We start from the raw sequence: 18,276 nt of genomic DNA, 5'->3' as shown, positions 1-18,276 counted from the left end.
GACAATGGGAAAGATTCTTCCCATGAACCTCCACCCCCAGTAAGAACTACTGTCAGATCACGAGTTCCGACTGATTCGGCGTCCGCGAATTCGGGCTTCGTAACATGTCACTGGGTTCGATAGCACTCGCGTTTTACGATGAGAGGAGCCGGTGACCGGACCTCGGGTTCTCCCGGCACGATCGATGATCGCTGCCGGTGGCTCAGCCCGGCCGCGTCTCCCGCACCACGAAAAGAGACGAACACATGACCGGACCGCTCGACGGCGTGCGCATCCTCGACCTGACCTCGAACTTCATGGGCCCCTTCGCGACCCTGTTGCTCGCCGACATGGGCGCCGATGTGGTGAAGATCGAATCCACCGCCGGTGACACCACGCGCGGTGTCGGTCCACGCCGCAACCCCGGCATGGGCGCGATCTTCCTGCACCTCAACCGCAACAAGCGCAGTGTGGTACTCGACCTCAAATCCGCGGACGGCAATGCCGCGTTGCAGCGCATGCTGGCCTCGGCCGACGTGCTGCTCTACAGCCTGCGCCCGAAGTCGATGGCCCGCCTCGGTCTGGCCTACGAACAGGTGCGCGAGCGCAATCCGCGCCTGATCTATTGTGGCGCTTTCGGTTTCGGCCAGAACGGCCCGTACGCCGACCGGCCCGCCTACGACGATCTGATCCAGGCCGCCGTCGGCATGCCGGTCCTACAGAGCCGCAAATCCGGCCCACCCACCTACATCGCCACCGCGATCGCCGACCGGGTAGTCGGCATGGCCGCAGCCAACGCGATCACCACCGCGCTCTACCGCCGTGAACGCTCCGGACACGGTCAGGAAGTGCAGGTCCCGATGTTCGAGACCTTCGCCCAGTTCGCTCTGGGCGACCACCTCTACGGCCACACCTTCATCCCCTCGATCGGCACCTCCGGCTATGCCCGGATGATGAACTCCGACCGCCGCCCCTATCGCACCCGTGACGGCTACCTGGGTGTGAACGTCTACACCGACAAGCACTGGCACCGATTCTTCGCGCTGGCGGGGAAACCGGAAATGTCGCAGGACCCCCGCTTCGCCGATATCGGCGGCCGCACCGAGAACATCGGCCTGCTCTACAGCTTCCTCGCCGAAGTACTCGAAACCAAGACGACGGCGGAGTGGGTGCAGATCCTCACCGAGGCCGACATTCCCGCCATCGAAATGAACACACCCGAAACCCTGCTCGACGACCCGCACATGAAGGCTGTCGGCTTCTTCGCCGAAGAGGAACACCCGACCGAAGGGCTGTTGCGGTCGCTGGGCATCCCCCAGCAATGGAGCGAAGACGCACCCGAATTGCGTTATCCCGCACCCCGGCTCGGGGAGAACTCGGTCCAGGTACTGAGCGAATACGGGTTCGGTGCCGACGAGATCGATCACCTGGTGTCCACCGGCGCTGCATTCACGCCCGAGACGTTGCAGATTCGCACCGACGTCTGACGACCACGATGCGACCCGCCTCGAGTCGGGCTGGACATATCGGCTGGGGTCGTCGAACGAGCGAACTCACCCCTGATGCCGAAGATCGCGTGGTGGGCACCGATCCGGCAGCTCGGTATCGTGAGGCAGGCGCTCGGCCGGCCCGCGCCGGCCCGAACAGGCGGCCCCGCGATCGTTCAGGAGCACAGACGCGCATGCGCAGTGAGATCTTCCACGCCGACAATATGGCCCAGCAGGCAACGCAACTCGGTATCACCCTGCAGCACTCCAGGTGTGTGAAGGCCTGCGTCAACGGCGAGGTGTACGCCCGCCAAGGTGCCATGATCGGCTACCGCGGGCAATTCGCGTTCGAGATCAAGAGCCAGGGGCTGGGCAACCTGGTCAAGCGGTTCGCGACCGGTGAGGGGGTGCCGTTGATGAGCTGCCGCGGGCAGGGCGAGGTCTGGTTCGCGCACCATTCCTCGGAGTGCTTTCTGATCGACCTCGACCCCGGCGATTCACTGTCGATCAACGGCAAACACATCCTCGTCTACGAGCCTTCGCTCGGCTACGACATCCAGATGGTCTCCGGCGCAGGCGCTTTCGTCGGAGGCGGATTGTTCAATTGTGTGTTCCAAGGACAGGGTCGGCTGGCGATCACCAGCCACGGTCAGCCGATCGTCATCCCCGTCAGTCACCAGCAACCGGTTTTCGCCGATTCCGATGCCCTGATCGGCTGGTCCTCGGGCCTGCAGACCTCCATCGTGCGCACCCAGAGCTTCGGATCGATGCTGCGCGGCGGGTCCGGCGAGGTAGCGCAGGTGCGATTCCTCGGCGAAGGGTTCATCATTCTCCAACCCTCGGAATTCAACTTCGGGCCGACAAGCTCGAAGTAGCCACACTGCGCAACGCGAACGCGCTCGGCGGAAGTTTCGCACCGAGCGCTTCGTTGGTCACACTGCGGTCAGGCGATGGCCCGTTGATGGCGCAGCGCGGTGAGCTCGGCAGGAGTGAAGCCCCAGTCACACAGAACCTCATCGGTGTGCTCGCCGGGGTCAGCAGGTGGGTGCTGGATCGCGCCCGGTGTGCGGCTGAATCGCGGTGCGGGAGCGGGCTGGACCACACCTTCGATGTCGACGAAGGTGCCGCGAGCACGCAGGTGCGCGTGTCGCGGCGCTTCGGTGAGCGAGAGCACCGGAGCCAGGCACGCCTCCTGACCATCCGCGAGGGCACACCATTCATCGCGGGTCTTCGTCAAGAACACCGACGTGAACCGCTTGTGCACCGACGGCCACTGCGACTTTTCGTGCTGATCGGGCAGCTCCGATTCGTCGATGTCCATGATGCGCAGCAGGTTGCGCCAGAAGCGGGATTCGTTGGCGCCCACGCTGACCCAGCCGCCGTCGGCGGTTTCGTACACGTTGTACCAAGGCGCGCCCGAGTCGAGCCGGTTCACGCCGCGCTCGTCGCTCCAGTAGCCGGCGGCGAACAGGCCGTAGAACAGGGTCATCAGCGAGGCCGAGCCGTCGACCATGGCGGCGTCGACCACCTGGCCCCGACCCGAGGTGCGGCTTTCCAGCAGCGCGGACACCACACCCAGCGCCAAATATAAGGAGCCCCCGCCGAAATCACCCGCCAGGTTCAGCGGGATGGCGGGCGGTTCACCGGCGCGGCCGACCGAGTGCAAGACGCCGGTCAGTGAGATGTAGTTGACGTCGTGGCCGGGATCCTGTGCGAGCGGGCCGAATTGGCCCCAGCCCGTCATCCGGCCGTAGACCAGCGCCGGATTGACCGCCGTGCACTGTTCGGGACCGAGGCCGAGCTTCTCCGCGACGCCGGGCCGAAATCCTTCGAGCACCACGTCCGCCTCGGCAACGAGTCGCAGCACCGCTTCGACCGCCGCGGGCTTCTTCAAGTCGAAGACCGCGCTGCGCCTGCCCCGGTTGAGCAGATTGAACCGCGCGTCGATCGGCGCGCCACCGTCGTAGCCCGGGGGGCGATCCAACCGGATGATGTCGGCACCCAGATCCGACAGCAGCATCGCGGCGAACGGGGTCGGTCCGACCCCGCCCAGTTCGACGATACGGATGCCCGCGAGCGGGCCACTGGCACTACCCATTGCCGTTTCCACCCATTCGGAGACTGTCGCGCAGTTGGTCGTCGGCTCCGCCGATATCTTGCGCGGCCGCCAACGGTGGTGGCCGTTTGCCGTCGAACGACAACGGCAGACCCACGACCCCGATCTCGTCTTCGGAGGGTGCGCCGATAATGCCGAGCGCCCTGGTCTGCTCGTGAGCGACCATCTCGGCGGTCGTCTGTACCGGCGCGACCGGGACACCGAAGTCCTGCAACCGTTGCTGCCAGTATTCGCGCGGGTGTTCGGCCAGCCGATCGCCGATCAGCCGGTCGATCTCGGCCCGATTGGCCAGCCGTCCCGCGTTCGTGGCGAACCGCTCATCGCTCGCCCACTCCGGCCGATCCAACGCCCGGCTCAGGTGTGCGAACAGGCCGTCGTTGCCGCAACTGACGATCAGATCGCCATCGGCGGCCGAGTATGCGCGATGCGGCACGATGAACGCGACGCCGGATCCGTGGCGTTCGCCGGGTGCGCCGTCGGTGTTGTAGCCGGCCGCGCCGATCGACATCCATCCGATCGCCGTTTCCAGCAGCGACGCGTTCACCGCGGCGCCGTCGAGCTTGGACTGACGGCGATGCAGCGCGGCCAGGATGCCGATCGCGGCCCACATGCCGGTGCCGAAGTCGATGATCGACACCCCCGCGCGCACCGGCGGTCCGGTGTTCTCGCCGGTGATGCTCATGATTCCGGAGAACGCCTGCATCAGCGGGTCATAGCCTGGCAGCATGTTCATCGGCCCGCTGTGTCCGAAGGCGCCGACCTCGCAATGCACGAGTTCGGGCTTGGTCACCCGCAGGCTTTCGGCATCCAGGCCGTATTTGGCCGCCGAGCCCGGTCGCAGATTGTGCAGGAACACATCGGCGCGTTCTGCGATCAACTGATGCAAGAGCGCAAGCTGATCGCGGTCCTTGATGTCGATCTTGATGGACCGTTTACCGCGGTTGAGTGCGTGAAACGCAGCGCCGCTGCCCTTCCACATACTCGGGCCCCAGCCTCGCGACGAATCCCCGGTCGGCCGCTCGACCTTCCACACCTCGGCGCCGAGTTCGGCGAGGATCTTGCCGGTGAACGGCGCCGAGGCGCTGTCACCGAGCTCGACCACGACGATCCCGGCCAGCGGAAGTTCGTTCTGCATCGCCTACTCCTGCCCTGGTCGTGATCGATCGTCTTGTGTCATCGTGCACCTCTACCCGGGGTTCGCGGCGGTGAAAACGGGGATGGTCTGGGCGCCACGTTCGACGAAGCGGACGGTGACGTCCTGGTCGATCGCGATGGACTCCGGGTCGCCTTCGATCTGGGCGAAGAGCATGTAGCCCTCCGCCATCTCGACGAATCCGACGGTGTAGGGCGTGATAGACGCCCACACCGGGGTCGGGCCGCGCATCACCGTACTGAAGGAATAGACCGTGCCGCGTCCGGCCGACTCCTCCCAGGCCAGTGCTGCGGAGGCGCAGTACGGGCAATACGAATGCGCGGGCCAGACGGCTTCGGCGCAGTCGGCACAGCGTTGAAAGGTCAAGCGCTGATCGTCCAGCGCCGCCCAATAGGGCGCGGCGTCGAGCAGCTGGTACGGCTGCGGCCAGTCGTTGGTTGGTTCGCTCATGATGTTCTCCGATTCCCGCTCAGGCCGCCAGCACCAGGACGCTGCCCGCCGCCAACATGCCGCCCGCGCCCTGCACCAGTGCGGTTTCCGGCTTGCGGGTCGGCGTCAGTCCCAGTGCCTGTCCGCGCAGCTGGCGCACGGTCTCGATGATGGTGTCCATGTTGCAGGAGATGCCGGGCTGACCGAAGGACAGCCAGCCGCCGTTGGTGTCGGTCGGCAGGTCGCCGTCGACGCCGGTGCGGCCTTCGCGATAGACGTCGATACCACGCCCCTTCTTCGCGAAACCCAAGTCCTCCATGACGATCGGGCCCATGTGCGCGAAGTTCACCGACATCTGCACCATGTCGATGTCGGAGGGGCCGAGATCGGCCATCGCGTAGGCCTGCCGCGCCGCCTCGATGGTGGCGGTGTGGGTGAGGTTGGGCAGGGTGCCGAAGTCGGCGAACTTGCAGGTGCGCATGTTCATCCGGTCCGACAGGTACTCGTGGGTGGTGGCCGAGCCGTACCCGTGCAGGTAGACCGGCTTCTGGTCAGCCCGCACATTGTCGGGCGCGGTGACGACCAGCGCACCGCCGGTACCGCCGCCCCAGGTGGAACACATCCACCGGCGCAACGGGGTGGCCACGTAGGGCGAGGCGAGCACCGTGGCGACATCGATCTCGCCGTGCTTGGCCTTGGCCGCGTGCGGGTGGTGGGCGCCCCAGCGCTGGTTGGCGACGGCGACCTCGGCGAGATCGGCTTCGGTGATGCCGAATTCGTGGAAGTACCGGCGCGCGGCCTGGGCGTAGAGGGACGGGATCGTCGGTCCGTACATCACTTCGAACTGCGGATCCGCGTCGGCCTCCGCGCCCATGGCCACGGCGTCGACGAACAACTCCGTCGCATCGCTCTGCAGGCACAGCACGTATTCCGCCTTGCCCGCGGCGATCATCTGTGATGCCTGGGCAAGGGTGGCGGTGAGGCCGGCGCCGTGCAGGGTGAGTTCGCTGGTGAACGTCAACGGCATCTGCATGTGCGAGGCGAAGATGTTGTTCCACTGCGAGCGTTTGTCGGCCCACGGCGAACGACCGGTGAACAAGGCGTCCACCTGATCCTTCGTGATCCCCGCGTCGGCGAGTGCCGCCACGGTGGCCTCGACGGCCAGCTGCAGCGGGTCTTTGCGATTGGCGCGCGTGGCATAGGCATCGCCCATGCCGACGATCGCTGCGACGGGTTGTGCGGTCATGAGGTCAGCCCCGCACCTTTTCGGTCGGCAGCGAGGCGCCGACGAGTGCGTCGAGGTCCTCGCGCTTACGCAGCATCAGCAGGCTCCACTCGCTGCGCTGGACCACGTCGCCGTCCTGGTTGAGCGCCTTCATCAGGAAGGTGACGACACCGAACTTCTCGTCCTTGTCCTTCTTGGCGATGACCTCGGCGGTGACGTAGATGGTGTCGTTGATCAGCACCGGTTTGAGGTAGCGCAGGTTGTCGATGCCGTAGTTCGCCTGGATCGACGGGCCGAACTGGATCAGGCCGGTCATCAGGGAGTAGGTCAGCGAACCCTGCACCAGGCGCTTGCCGAAGCGGGTCTGCGCGGCGTAGTGCACGTTGGAGTGGATCTCGATCCAGTTGCCGGTCAGCGCACAGTAATTCACGACGTCGGCTTCGGTGATGGTGCGTCCGCCGGAGCGGAACACGGTGCCGACCTCGATCTCGTCGAGCGGCATGTCGATGCGATTGTTGATGGTGGCCATCGAAGTTCTCCTCAGAGTGCATTCGGGAGGGTGGTTTACACGCCGGACTACAGGCGCATCGACTTGGCGATGATGGTGCGCTGGATCTGCGAGGTGCCGCCACCGATGGTGGACTGCACGCTCTCGCGCAGGTAGCGCTCCATGTCGGCCTCGGGCAGGTTGGCGTAGCCACCCAGGATCTGCATACCGTCGAGGGCGCACTGCTTGAGGGTTTCGGAGCCGTACAGCTTGGCCATGGAGGTCTCGCGGGCGGCGGGCAGACCAGCGGCCTTCATCTTGGCGGCGCGATAGCAGAGCAGACGCGCGGCGTCGACGCGGGTCTGGTTCTCGGCCAGCATGTGCTTGAGCACCTGGAACTCGTAGATCGGTTTGCCGAACTGGATACGCTCATGGGCGTACTTGTTGGCCGCGCGCACCGCCTCCTGGGCGTTGCCGACGTAAGCCGCGGCGACGGCACAACGCTCGAGCTCGAGGTGATCGGTGATGATCTTCCAGCCCTGTCCGACCTTGCCGAGCAGCGCTTCGGCGGGCACACGCACCTCGTCGAGGAAGATCTCGGTGGTACCGGTCGCATGACGCGACAGGGTCGGCAGCTTGCGAATGTCCAGGCCCGGGGTGTCGTTCGGGATCAGCAGGACCGAGAGACCACCGTGCTTGTCGTCGGTATCGGTGCGCACCAGCATCGCGATGACGGTGTCCTTGGCCGCGGCACCCGAGCACCACAGCTTCTGGCCCGAGATCACCCAGTCGCCGTTGGCTTCCTGGCGGGCGCGGGTCTTGGTGTTGGAGGCGTCGGAACCGGCGTCGGGCTCGGAGATCGAGACCGAGAACCGGATCTGGCCGTCGATGAACGGCTTGACGTAGCGCGCCTTCTGCTCGTCGGTGCCGTACTTGAGAATGTTCATCGCGGTGAAGGTCGGCACCAGCACCGAGCAGGCGAAGTCGAAACCGTACTTGCCCAGGCCCTCGGCCATCAGCGAGTAGTCGAAGATGTCACCGCCGGAGCCACCCTCGGCCTCGTCGATGAGGATGCCGAGCCAGCCCTGCGCGGCGATCTTCTCGTATGCCTCGTACGGGTACTCCCGGCCGGTGTCGCACTTGCGCACGTACTCCACGGTGATCTCGTTGTCCATGAACTTGTTCACGGTGTCGAGCCAGTCGGCCTGCGACTCGTCCAGGAAGTTCGAATTCATTCTTGCGCTCCGTAATGCGATGGTTTCGGATAATTGTTTCGCCGAGCAGTACGTTAATTCCCGCCCACTCGGGCGCCAAGTGATGATCTTCGAATTCGTCATTCGACAGCTTCGAATCCCCCGGCGGATGGTCCGATCCGAGTCCGATACTCCACCAAATCGAGCCGGCCTACCCACAACCGCCCATGAACCAGCAGGTCAGGCAGGCATGCCGCCGATAGTTCGAGATTGACACGCACCCAGTCTGTTAGCAAGTGAAAAATTCCGAAGTGGTAGTTCGAAGACAGTGAATTGAATAGCTGTAATAGCCCAACTATGGTCAGGGAACAATCGTCGCCGAACCGCAACGGTAGCGCGGCGACGTTGCAACGGCCATTCGGGAGTCATCATGAGAAGTGTTCCTTTCTCGGCGCAGTACTGGAGTGCCGTCGAGACATTGTCGGCGACTCAGTCGCGGCGGGTCCAAGACGAGCGCCTCCGGGAGCAGCTCGCCTATCTGGCCGCAAACAGCGCGTTCTACCAGGCAAAGTTCGCCCAGCACGGTGTCGATGTCGGCAAGATCGAGACGGTCGCCGATCTGGCGGATCTCCCGTTCACCGAGAAGCAGGAACTGCGCGACAGCCTCGCCGCCGCTCCGCCGCTGGGTGCGCATGTGGCGGCCGCCGATGCCGATATCGTGCAGATCCAGGCTTCGTCGGGCACCACCGGCTCACCGTCCTACGTCGGCCTCACCGTCAGCGATATCCGCACCTGGAGTGAGCTGGGCGCACGCGCCCTGTACGCCAACGGTTTTCGGCCCGGCGACCGCTTGCTGCACGGCTTCGGCATGAGCAAGGGTTTTGTCGGCGGCCTGCCGATCGTGCAGATCCTGCAGTACATGGGCATCGTCGATATCCCGATCGGCGCGGAGGCCGGCGCCGAGCGACTGCTTCGTGTGCAGGCCGATCAGCGCCCCAACGCCCTGATCGGCACCCCCTACTTCCTCACCCACCTGGCCGAGCAGGCTCCGCAGATCGTCGGCCGCGCCGCCGCCGAGCTAGGGGTGCGCGCGATCAGCGTGGGCGGCGAACCCGGCGGTGGGCTGCCCGCGGTGCGCGAGAAGCTCGAGTCGCTCTGGGGCGCCACGGCACGGGAGATGTTGGGTGGCACCGATATCGCGTGCACCTACTGGGGCGAATGCGAGGTCGGCGACGGCATGCACTTCCTGTCGCCGGATCTGATGATCGCCGAACTCATCAACCCGGAGACCGGCGAACAGGTGGCGCCGGTCCCTGGCGCCGGCGGTGAGCTCGTCTACACCGCTCTGCGCCGCCAGGCCTCTCCCCTGCTGCGGTTCCGCACTCGCGACCACGTGGTGGTGACCGGCACCGACTGCGCTTGTGGCCGAACGGGTTACAAGGTGCGCTGTGTCGGACGCACCGACGACATGCTCATCGTGCGTGGCATCAACCTGTTCCCGTCGGCGATCAAGGAGCTCGTCATGGAACTGGTTCCCGCGACCACCGGCGAGATGCGCATCCGAGCCGACTTCGAGGGTCATTCGACCCAGCGCCCGCTACCGCTGGTGGTCGAGTACGCCCACGATCTGAGCGCCGAGCAGCGCGAGGACCTGCGCACCACCATCGAAGGGCGGGTGCGTTCGGCGCTCAATGTGAAGGCGATCGTGGAGCTGGTGCCCGACGGCACGCTGAAACGCCCCGACCATGTCAAGGTCGCCCTCATCGAACGGGTGCCGACCTCCTGAATGTGAGATATTAAATATTCTTTGTCAGCGTCTGGACTATGCTCGGAGTCACCGACGACAGATCGTCCGCGGAGGTGAGATGGGCACGCTCAACCGGTTGCACCTGATTCGACAGGTCGACCTGTTCACCTTGCGACTGTTCCTCTCCGCGATCGAAGAACAGCAGATCGGCCTGGCCGCGATCCGCGAGAACATCGCCGCGTCCACCGCGACCAAGCGGATCCAAGTGCTCGAGAACATCGCCGGTGTCAAGCTGCTCGACCGCAGCCCCAAGGGCGTGGTGCCGAGTCCGGCGGGTGCGATCCTGGCCCGCCACGCGCGCATGATCTTCGACAGTCTCGACGACATGCGCACGGAGTTCGCCTCACTGACCGAGGGCGTGCAGGGCGAGTTGCGGATCGTGTCGGCGCGGTCGGTGATCGTGCCGTTCCTGGCCCGTGAGCTCGGCGACTTCAACCGCGAATACCCGCTGGTCGATCTGGTCGTGCACGAGGTCGAGAACGCTGACATCGTCCAAGAGGTTGCACGAGGCGAGGCAGACCTGGGCGTTTTCGCCTCGGCGTACGGGCTCGACCTCGACGGTGTCGAGGTGACCCCGTATCGGCGCGACCGCATCGTCGCGGTGGTCCCACTCGGGCACCCGCTCAGCGAGCAGCCCAGCGTGACGATCCGGGATCTACTGCCGGAGAATCTGATCGCTCCACGCGCCTTGGTCGGGGCGCTGCGTGCGGCAGCCCAGCGTGTCGGCGAGGAGTACGCGCCCAAGCACGTCCTGCGCAGCGGCGGCGCCGCGATCAGCCTGGTCAATGCCGGGCTGGGCGTCACCGTGCAGCCCGAATGCCTGGTGGGCCACGAATGGATCGGTCGCGTCGCCGTACTCGACCTCGACGAGCCATGGGCCGAGCGGCGGATCCACCTCGCTACCGCTCGCGGACGCGAATTCAGCCCCGCCACGAAGATTTTCATCGAGCAGCTGCTGACCCGCCCCGTGGACGACGACCACCTCGACGACGATCTCTGACCGCAACACCACTACCGATCCCCGGTTCCATCCGAGGGCTCGGCTGTTTTCGGATGCCTGGTCGAAACAGCGATAGGCGCCCCAAGAGGAATATATTATGCCTGATATGCTCGCATCAGTTCATGAAGTGCCCGCGTTCGTCTCCGGCCCGAAGCGCCATCTCATCGACGGTCAGTGGGTCGAAGCCGCCTCCGGGCGACAGATCGATGTCGTCAATCCGGCTACCGGGCAGGTCATCTCGCAGATCGCCGCGGGCGATGCCACCGATATCGACCGCGCTGTCGCCGCCGCCCGGCGCGCGTTCGAAGGTGAGTGGAGCCGCTGGACGCCGCACCAGCGACGCAAGCTGCTGTTGAAGGTCCACGATGTGGTGCTCGACAACTTCGAGGAGCTCGCCACCATCGAGACCCTCGACATGGGCGCGCCCCTGCAGCGCACGCGCGGGCTGGCCGAATGGACCTCGCAGGTCCTGCAGTTCTTCGCCTCCCAGTGCGACCTCGCGACTGCTTCCACTCCCCCCAACTCACTGCCGGGCAACTTCCTCACCCTCAAGCACCTCGCCCCCGTCGGCGTGGTCGGCGGCGTCATTCCGTGGAACGGCCCCCTGATCGGCCTGTGGTGGATCTTCGGGCCCGCGCTCGCTACCGGCTGCACCGCGGTGCTCAAGCCCGCTGAGGATGCCTCGCTGTCAGTACTGCGTATCGCGGAACTGCTGACCGAGGCCGGCGTACCCGACGGCGTGATCAATGTCGTCACCGGCTACGGCATTGAAGCGGGCCAGGCGTTGTCCGAGCATCGCGATGTGGACCGGCTCGCGTTCACCGGTTCGGTCGGCACCGCCCGGTCGATCGTGCGCGCCTCGGCGACCAACTTCAAACGACTGCAGCTGGAACTGGGCGGCAAGTCACCCGACATCGTCTTCGCCGACGCCGACCTGGACAAGGCCGTGCCCGGAGCCGCTATGGGCGTGTACACCAACAGCGGTCAAGTCTGCGTCGCCGGCTCCCGCATCCTCGTGCAGCGCCCGATCTACGACGAATTCGTCGCCCGCATCGGCGAATTCACCAAGACCGTGCGCGTCGGCGACGGCCTCGACCCGGACACGCAGCTGGGACCGCTGATCAATCAGCGTCAGCTCGACCGGGTGCAGCAGTACATCCAGATCGGCGGCACCGAGGGTGCCGAACTGGTCGCCGGCGGCAAGCGCCTCGACGAACTCGGTGCGGGCTACTTTCTGGAACCGACCATCTTCGCTGATGCCACCAATACCATGACCATCGCGCGCGAGGAGATCTTCGGGCCCGTCGCTTCGGTCATTCCCTTCGACGACGTCGACGACGCCCTCCGCATCGCCAACGACACCGAATACGGACTGGCGGGCGGGGTATGGACCCGTGACCTGTCCACCGCGCACAACGTCTCCCGCGGTATCCAGGCCGGCACGATCTGGGTGAACTGCTACGGCGTCCTCGACCCCTCGATCGGCTTCGGCGGGTACAAGATGAGCGGATACGGATGGAAGGGCGCCAAGGAACACGTGGAGTCCTACCTCTACCCGAAAGCGGTCTACATCAACCTGGACTGACGAGCCGCACCGGCACGGCAAGCGGGGCTCGACACCGGTCGAGGTCCGCTTGCGGCGTCAGGGTGGATCTTGTTGCGCCGCAATCACATCGAGTTCGACGACCATGATTCTCGCAGCTCCGAAGAATTCTAGATGCCCGCGAAGGACCGGCTGAAGGACTGCCCTGCCGATACCCGACTGCGCATTCCGGCCAACCGGGCCGTTTCATAGCGTTCGAGGCCTTGCTCGGCATCCACGCCGTCGAGCGCCTCTGCCAGCGCGACCGCATCCGCTACTGCTTCTTCGAATCCGGCACCGGTCATGGGCGTCTGAGCGTGCGCGGCGTCACCGAGTACGCCGATGCGGCCGTTGGCCACCCGATGCGGTAGGTATTCGGTGATCGGGGTGGCCACCACATCCCTCGCCCGGAACGCCTCGACGACACCCGTGCGCCAGGGTTCGGGCCACCGAGTCTCGGCGGTGCGGATCATTTCGTCGTAGACCTCGCCGGGGACAGCGTCCACGCGCGGCGTGTACTTGACCTCCGCACCGTCGATTGCTCCGATCCGCCGGAACAACGAGGTGTGGTGCGGATCGAACCAGCCCCATCCGTAGCGGGTGACGCCGCCGTCGCGATCGATCAGCGGGTATACGGCGAGCATGTCGTCCTCCCCGGAGAAGAAATCGGGGCCGCCTGCCCGCTCGAGGTAGTACTCCGGCAGATCCGACTGCCCCAGCCACACAACGTATCCCGCGTAGTCGGCGACAGGCCGGGCCGAATCCACCCAGCGGCGAACCACGCTGCGGTAGCCGTCGGCGCCCAGCAGCACGTCGCCGGTCCACACCGATCCGTCCGCTAGGCGGGTCCAGGCAGCGTCGTCGTCCTGTCCGACCTCGGTGACGTGAGCGTTCTCGACCACTGTGATGAGCGGCTCCGCATCGGCGGCATCGCGCAGTGCCGAATACACGTCCCACCAGGAGTGTGGGTAGACCCCTTGCCGCATCGACGCGGGACCGAGTGCCTTACCGACGATCTCGCGCGCTTGCGCACCGAGCGCCCCACGCAAGCTCGCGCCGGATACCAGAATGGCCACGCCCCGCTGTGTGCGCCCACCTGTCCGCTCGAGAACGGTGACCGCCCTTCCGCGAGCCGCCAGCGCGAGCGCTGTGGTCAACCCACCCAACGAGCCACCGACGATCAGTGTCGCCGCATGGAGCGACGGTTGCTCGGAAATATTGGTAGAAATGACGGTCTCCTCGATCCACTCGGCGCCAACCGCTTATCCGCGTCCAGACGGTGGGTGGCGCACGGCCCACGGCGTCGTGCCGTGGCGATGTCCGAGTCGATGGTGGCACCCGCCGACCACCCGTTGCAGGGGAGAATCTGTTCCCAGGAAGCGCCGCGAACACCCCTCACAAGATTCCGTATCACCGCAGGCACGTACCTGCGGTGACCGAACACCGTCGTGTGGCTGCGAACTCAGAGGCTCGCGAGGGCGGTTACGAGGATCCTCGAGATGACCCACTTGCCATCGATCCGGACATACTCGTCCTCGATGCTCTCGAAGGCGAGGCTCTTCTTGCTGCCGCCCGCATCCGCGGCGAAGATCTCGAGTGCCTGTTTGGCGTGTTCATCGATCTCCTTCGCCTCGGCGGCCTTCTCTGCCGCCTCCGCCTCGGTGAGCTCGCCATAGCCGCAGATGTACCAGAACCCGGTGGCGTTGTTCTCGTCGATCACCGTGATCTGTGGCGCGACGCCGAGATGGATCGACTTGCGCGAGAGCAGAACCTGCTCGGCGAAACCCCAGAACGTGTCGGCTCCGTTCATGACGATCTCGCCGAGGTCGGGGTTGTTCGCGTCCTTCGGGATGAACACCAGGTCGGCTGACACTGTCGAGAGGTAGAGGTCGCGGTCCTTGGTATCCAGGGACCGGTGGAAGTTGTATCGGGCCTGCTTGCAGTCCTCGATCGCGATCAATCGTTCCAAGTCAGTCGGCACCGACTGCTCCGTTCTGTCGGTCCCCCGCATCGGGGGCACCAGGGTCGAAAGATGTTCCGTGTGGCGGCTGCCGAGCTGAAGCTAGCACGCTCTCGTCGCACAAAATATAATATTGAACATCTGGTAGATATTTAATATAGTGTTTCCATCCCGGCCTGCCGGGCACATGGACGGGACGACGATGACCCAGCTCAGAACCCGCTGCGGGACGCGCGGCCGCTACGCTAAGAGCGAGGCGAAGCGTGAGGCCATTCTGGCCAGCGCACTTCAGGTGTTCGCCGATTCGGGCTATGCGTGCGGCACATTGCGCAACGTCGCCGAGCATGCCGGCATCAGTCCAGCAAACATTTTCCATCACTTCGCCGACAAACAAGCGCTGCTTCTCGCGGTGCTGGAGCAGCGCGACGAGTGGGCGCAGACTGTCGCGTTCCGGCCCGGAGACTTCGGCTTACTACTCGGCATCATCGATCTGGCCGACGCCCTGAGTCACACACCTGAATTGGTTCGGGTGTACGTCATGCTCGTCGCCGAGGCCACCTCGCCCGCACATCCGGCCTACGAACACTTTCGCTCTCGCCGAAACACCTACCGCGACTTGCTGGCCCAGCGTTTCGCACTGGCTGACGAGCGAGGGATATACCGCGGGAAGTTCTCCCACGCGGATGCCGCGTCGAGCGTGATCGGCCTGCTCGACGGCGTGCAGCTGCAGTGGGCCGTGCAACCCGACGCAGTCGATATGGCAAGCATCATGCGCACCGCACTCGGCGCGCTCGTCGATCTCGACGCCTTACACACGTGGACACGAGCCGTCTGAGATCCCACCGGACCACAACTGAATATCACCGCTGTCGGAACACCTGATCCGCACAGCAATTCACAAAATCCCGGCACCCCGTCGGGCCAAGAGAATAGAGTCAACGATGACAACCAGCACCCGTACGAACGCAGAACTCGCGCAGGCATGGCTCGACGCACTGGACAACGTCGACAATTTCGCCCCGCTCTGCGCGCCCGGCGCACAGGTTTGGCATTCCAACGACAACGTCTGGATTTCCTTCGAAAAGGCGATCGAGAACGTGCACACCGTCGGGGGTCTCCCTACGATGACCAACCGCCGCTTCACCGTGACCGATACTGGTTTCCTCGTGCAGTTTTCCGGCGAGTTCAATGGCCAGAAGATCCACAACACCATCATCGTGAAAACTGAGAACGGCTTCGCAACGCATGCCGAGGAGTACATCGGCCTGGAGCTCGATCCGGCGGTCTTGGGTACCGTCTCCAACGCTTGATCGACTCGCCGATGGCTAGCCCGGGCAGCGACAGCGTGGCAATCGCAACCTCGCCAGGCGGCTGGAATTGATCTGACGGCACACAGCGTGGGGCGGGAGCATCGGCTCCTGCCCCACGTTGCCGAAGGGTAATTCGTCGGGCGGCCCCGCCTCTACTTCTGGTCGGCGACGATCCGGCCCGGCCGAAGTTCAGCCCCGGCCTGACTGGGAGAGATCGTTCCTAGGCACTGTTCTGACCTTCTTCGACTGCCGAAACGGCCGTAGATTTCTGTTGTAGCCAGCGAATAGCTATAGAACGGGAGAGAAGGTCATGGCAGACAACATCACAACGGTGCCGGTCAAGGGCTGGGCCTGGGACATCGCAACCGATATCTACTTCCCGCCGGGGTTCGACGAGTCGAAGGTGTATCCCACCATCGTCTCCGCCCACCCCACCGGCAGCTGCAAAGCACAGACTTCGGGCAACATCTACGGCAAGGCCCTGGCCGAATCGGGCTTCGTGGTGGCGGCCTTCGACGCGAGCTTCCAGGGCGACAGTGGCGGCGATCCGCGCTCGGTCGAGGATCCCGGCTTCCGGACCAGCGACTTCAGCTTCGTGATCGACCACCTCGTCACGCTGCCGTACGTCGACGCGGACAACATCGGAGTGCTCGCGATCTGTGGCGGCGCCGGCTACGCGGTAGCTGCCACCAAGATCGACCGCCGGATCAAGGCACTCGGCACCGTCGTCGGCAGCAACGTCGGCCGGCTGATGCGCGAGGGCTTCTCCGAGTACAACCCGATGGGCATGCTCGAGGCCATCGCCGCGCAGCGCACCGCGCAGGCGCGCGGCCAGGCCCAGGTGATCAACGATCTGCTGCCACCGTCGGTCGAGGCGGCCAAGCAGGCGGGCGTCACCGATATCGATGTGCTCGAGGCCACCGACTACTACAAGACCGATCGCGGCCAAGCCCCCGGTGGCAAGACCAGCTTCAACTTCGGTCGCCAAGCCGCCCTGGCCGATTGGGACGCCTACGACCGCGTCGAGGTGTTCCTGACGCAGCCGCTGTGCGTGGTGATCGGCGACAAGCCCGGCGCCTTCGCTTCGCAGCGACTGAGCATGGAGCTCTACGGTCGTGCCGCGTCGAAGGACAAGCAACTCGTCGTGGTCGAGGGTGCCTCGCACTACGACCTCTACGACCAGCCCGGCCCTACCGGCGAAGCGCTCGAGAGCCTGGTCCCGTTCTTCGGCAAGCACCTGAGCTGATTCCGGGTTCGACGCACGACGGCGAGGGCCGCCGGCACGCCGGCGGCCCTCGCCGTCTGCGCAACGCGTTGTCGGCCAGCTCTCACAACCAGCTTTCGGTCGACAGATTTCGCCCGCTCTCTTGCGTAGCCGCATCCTAGATGGCATATACTATCAAATATATTTTAGATGCGATGGGGCGTCCGGCGTCCCGTCAACCTGTCGTCCATGCCACGCATGGAGGGAAGCGAGAGACCATGTTGCGTTTTGACGGGAAGGTCGCCATCGTCACGGGCGCCGGTCGGGGGCTCGGCCGCTCGCACGCGCTGCTGCTGGCCTCACGAGGAGCATCGGTCGTGGTCAATGACTTCGGATCTTCTGCCGCAGGACAAGGGTCCGACAGCTCTCCCGCCGATGACGTGGTCGCCGAGATCACCGCGGCGGGCGGAAAGGCCGTCGCCAACTACGACAGCGTGTCGACCGGCGCCGAGGCGATTGTGCAGACCGCGATCGAGGCATTCGGACGTCTCGACATCGTCGTGAACAATGCGGGCATCAACCACATGACGCCCTTCGGACCGGAGGCGATCGAGGGCATCCGCCAGCACATCGAGGTCAATTTCCTCGGCACCGCGGCCGTGACTGCCGCGGCGTGGCCGCACCTCATCGCGTCAGGGGCGGGGCGCGTCGTCAACACCGCGTCGCCGACACTGGTCGGTTTTGAACAGCAGAGCGCGTACGTCGCCTCCAAGGGCGCCATTTTCTCGTTCACCCGCACCCTCGCCATGGAAGCGCTCAAAGTCGGTATTCGGGTGAACGCGATCGCCCCCACCGCCTACACGCGAATGGCTGCGGAGGCGGAGATCCCCGACGATCTGAAGAAGATGCTCGAGAAGACAATGACCACCGCAATGGTGTCCCCGACGGTTGCCTACCTCGCGCATGAAGACTGTTCCATCGCCGGCGAGACACTGCTCACCCAGGGTGGCTTGATGCAACGCTTCGCGCTCACGATCAACAGCGGCTACACGAACCCCGAGGTCACTCCAGAGGACATCCAAGCCAACCTCGACACCATCCTCGACGACGCCAGCAGCAAGCCGGTCGGAATCATCGGCTCGGACAACGAAGGTTCGCTTCTCGACTTGTTCGACTGAGTCCGCTCGGCGCTGAACTCCCCGGGCCCGCCTGTAAGGAGTCGCGCTAATTTGTTGGCAGCCGATACCCGGTAATCACTAAAGCCCTCAGCGTTCGTGAGGCGATGCGGCTCGCCTCGAACGGTCAACCATTCGAGGCGAGCCTTCCCCGTGCACCCATGCGCCG

At 65.0% G+C, this 18,276-nt stretch carries 17 protein-coding genes; 9 read left to right on the top strand and 8 right to left on the bottom strand.

Translation table 11 applies throughout. From position 1 onward, the window contains the following. Positions 1 to 245: 245 nt before the first annotated feature. Together ACFVVI_RS07405 and ACFVVI_RS07400 are read left to right on the top strand one after the other, a co-directional pair. On the top strand, positions 246 to 1,466 hold the full coding sequence (locus ACFVVI_RS07405) for a CaiB/BaiF CoA transferase family protein (protein WP_387444034.1): 1,221 nt from the start codon (positions 246 to 248) through the stop codon (positions 1,464 to 1,466). Positions 1,467 to 1,660: 194 nt separating this feature from the next. Next, complete coding sequence (locus ACFVVI_RS07400; protein WP_387444032.1) at positions 1,661 to 2,341, top strand: AIM24 family protein; 681 nt, start codon at positions 1,661 to 1,663, stop codon at positions 2,339 to 2,341. A 68-nt stretch (positions 2,342 to 2,409) separates the two neighbouring features. Here ACFVVI_RS07400 and ACFVVI_RS07395 read toward each other — a convergent pair whose 3' ends face one another. The 6 genes from ACFVVI_RS07395 to ACFVVI_RS07370 are packed head-to-tail and all read right to left on the bottom strand — an operon-like array spanning position 2,410 to position 8,111. Then, positions 2,410 to 3,564, bottom strand: a complete 1,155-nt coding sequence (locus ACFVVI_RS07395) for a CaiB/BaiF CoA transferase family protein (protein WP_387444030.1) — start codon at positions 3,562 to 3,564, stop codon at positions 2,410 to 2,412. After that, positions 3,557 to 4,717, bottom strand: a complete 1,161-nt coding sequence (locus ACFVVI_RS07390) for a CaiB/BaiF CoA transferase family protein (protein ID WP_387444028.1) — start codon at positions 4,715 to 4,717, stop codon at positions 3,557 to 3,559. Before ACFVVI_RS07390 ends, ACFVVI_RS07395 begins: the two co-directional genes overlap by 8 nt. Before the next feature lie 51 nt (positions 4,718 to 4,768). Continuing rightward, positions 4,769 to 5,185 carry a Zn-ribbon domain-containing OB-fold protein gene (locus tag ACFVVI_RS07385; RefSeq protein ID WP_387444025.1) on the bottom strand — a complete coding sequence of 139 codons (417 nt, stop codon included), beginning with the start codon at positions 5,183 to 5,185 and terminating at the stop codon, positions 4,769 to 4,771. A gap of 19 nt (positions 5,186 to 5,204) precedes the next feature. Further along, a complete protein-coding gene (locus tag ACFVVI_RS07380) occupies positions 5,205 to 6,410 on the bottom strand; it encodes a thiolase family protein (protein ID WP_387444023.1) in 1,206 nt (401 codons plus the stop codon). Positions 6,411 to 6,414: 4 nt separating this feature from the next. Next, positions 6,415 to 6,918: a MaoC/PaaZ C-terminal domain-containing protein gene (locus ACFVVI_RS07375; protein WP_364708891.1), complete on the bottom strand. Its 504-nt coding sequence runs from the start codon at positions 6,916 to 6,918 to the stop codon at positions 6,415 to 6,417. A gap of 47 nt (positions 6,919 to 6,965) precedes the next feature. Continuing rightward, positions 6,966 to 8,111 carry an acyl-CoA dehydrogenase family protein gene (locus tag ACFVVI_RS07370; RefSeq protein WP_387444020.1) on the bottom strand — a complete coding sequence of 382 codons (1,146 nt, stop codon included), beginning with the start codon at positions 8,109 to 8,111 and terminating at the stop codon, positions 6,966 to 6,968. A 388-nt stretch (positions 8,112 to 8,499) separates the two neighbouring features. Between ACFVVI_RS07370 and ACFVVI_RS07365 the strand changes: the two genes are divergently transcribed. The 3 genes from ACFVVI_RS07365 to ACFVVI_RS07355 all read left to right on the top strand — a co-directional run bounded on the left by ACFVVI_RS07365 (position 8,500) and on the right by ACFVVI_RS07355 (position 12,461). Further along, positions 8,500 to 9,855 (top strand): phenylacetate--CoA ligase family protein, encoded by a 1,356-nt coding sequence (locus ACFVVI_RS07365; protein ID WP_387444017.1) that lies wholly within the window; start codon positions 8,500 to 8,502, stop codon positions 9,853 to 9,855. 79 nt (positions 9,856 to 9,934) lie between these two features. Beyond that, positions 9,935 to 10,876, top strand: a complete 942-nt coding sequence (locus tag ACFVVI_RS07360) for a LysR family transcriptional regulator (protein WP_387444015.1) — start codon at positions 9,935 to 9,937, stop codon at positions 10,874 to 10,876. A gap of 106 nt (positions 10,877 to 10,982) precedes the next feature. Beyond that, entirely contained in the window at positions 10,983 to 12,461 is a 1,479-nt protein-coding gene (locus tag ACFVVI_RS07355; RefSeq protein WP_387444012.1) for an aldehyde dehydrogenase family protein, read from the top strand. Between the two features lie 128 nt (positions 12,462 to 12,589). Here the strand turns inward: ACFVVI_RS07355 and ACFVVI_RS07350 are convergent, their stop codons facing one another. After that, positions 12,590 to 13,534: an FAD-dependent monooxygenase gene (locus tag ACFVVI_RS07350; RefSeq protein ID WP_387444010.1), complete on the bottom strand. Its 945-nt coding sequence runs from the start codon at positions 13,532 to 13,534 to the stop codon at positions 12,590 to 12,592. 386 nt (positions 13,535 to 13,920) lie between these two features. Then, positions 13,921 to 14,439, bottom strand: coding sequence for a nuclear transport factor 2 family protein (locus ACFVVI_RS07345; RefSeq protein WP_387444008.1), 519 nt, complete (start codon positions 14,437 to 14,439; stop codon positions 13,921 to 13,923). A gap of 181 nt (positions 14,440 to 14,620) precedes the next feature. Here ACFVVI_RS07345 and ACFVVI_RS07340 point away from each other — a divergent pair, with 181 nt between their 5' ends. From ACFVVI_RS07340 to ACFVVI_RS07325, 4 genes are all read left to right on the top strand, one after another. Next, on the top strand, positions 14,621 to 15,253 hold the full coding sequence (locus tag ACFVVI_RS07340) for a TetR/AcrR family transcriptional regulator (RefSeq protein ID WP_378628052.1): 633 nt from the start codon (positions 14,621 to 14,623) through the stop codon (positions 15,251 to 15,253). Positions 15,254 to 15,359: 106 nt separating this feature from the next. Continuing rightward, entirely contained in the window at positions 15,360 to 15,728 is a 369-nt protein-coding gene (locus ACFVVI_RS07335; RefSeq protein ID WP_378628051.1) for a hypothetical protein, read from the top strand. A gap of 310 nt (positions 15,729 to 16,038) precedes the next feature. Continuing rightward, entirely contained in the window at positions 16,039 to 16,974 is a 936-nt protein-coding gene (locus ACFVVI_RS07330) for an alpha/beta hydrolase (protein WP_387444006.1), read from the top strand. Positions 16,975 to 17,210: 236 nt separating this feature from the next. Continuing rightward, a complete protein-coding gene (locus tag ACFVVI_RS07325) occupies positions 17,211 to 18,110 on the top strand; it encodes an SDR family NAD(P)-dependent oxidoreductase (protein ID WP_387444004.1) in 900 nt (299 codons plus the stop codon). The last annotated feature ends 166 nt before the right edge of the window (positions 18,111 to 18,276 follow it).

Source organism: Nocardia sp. NPDC058114 (assembly GCF_042884695.1).
In the GTDB taxonomy this organism is placed as follows: domain Bacteria; phylum Actinomycetota; class Actinomycetes; order Mycobacteriales; family Mycobacteriaceae; genus Nocardia.
This window is presented reverse-complemented; position numbering and strand designations above follow the sequence as displayed.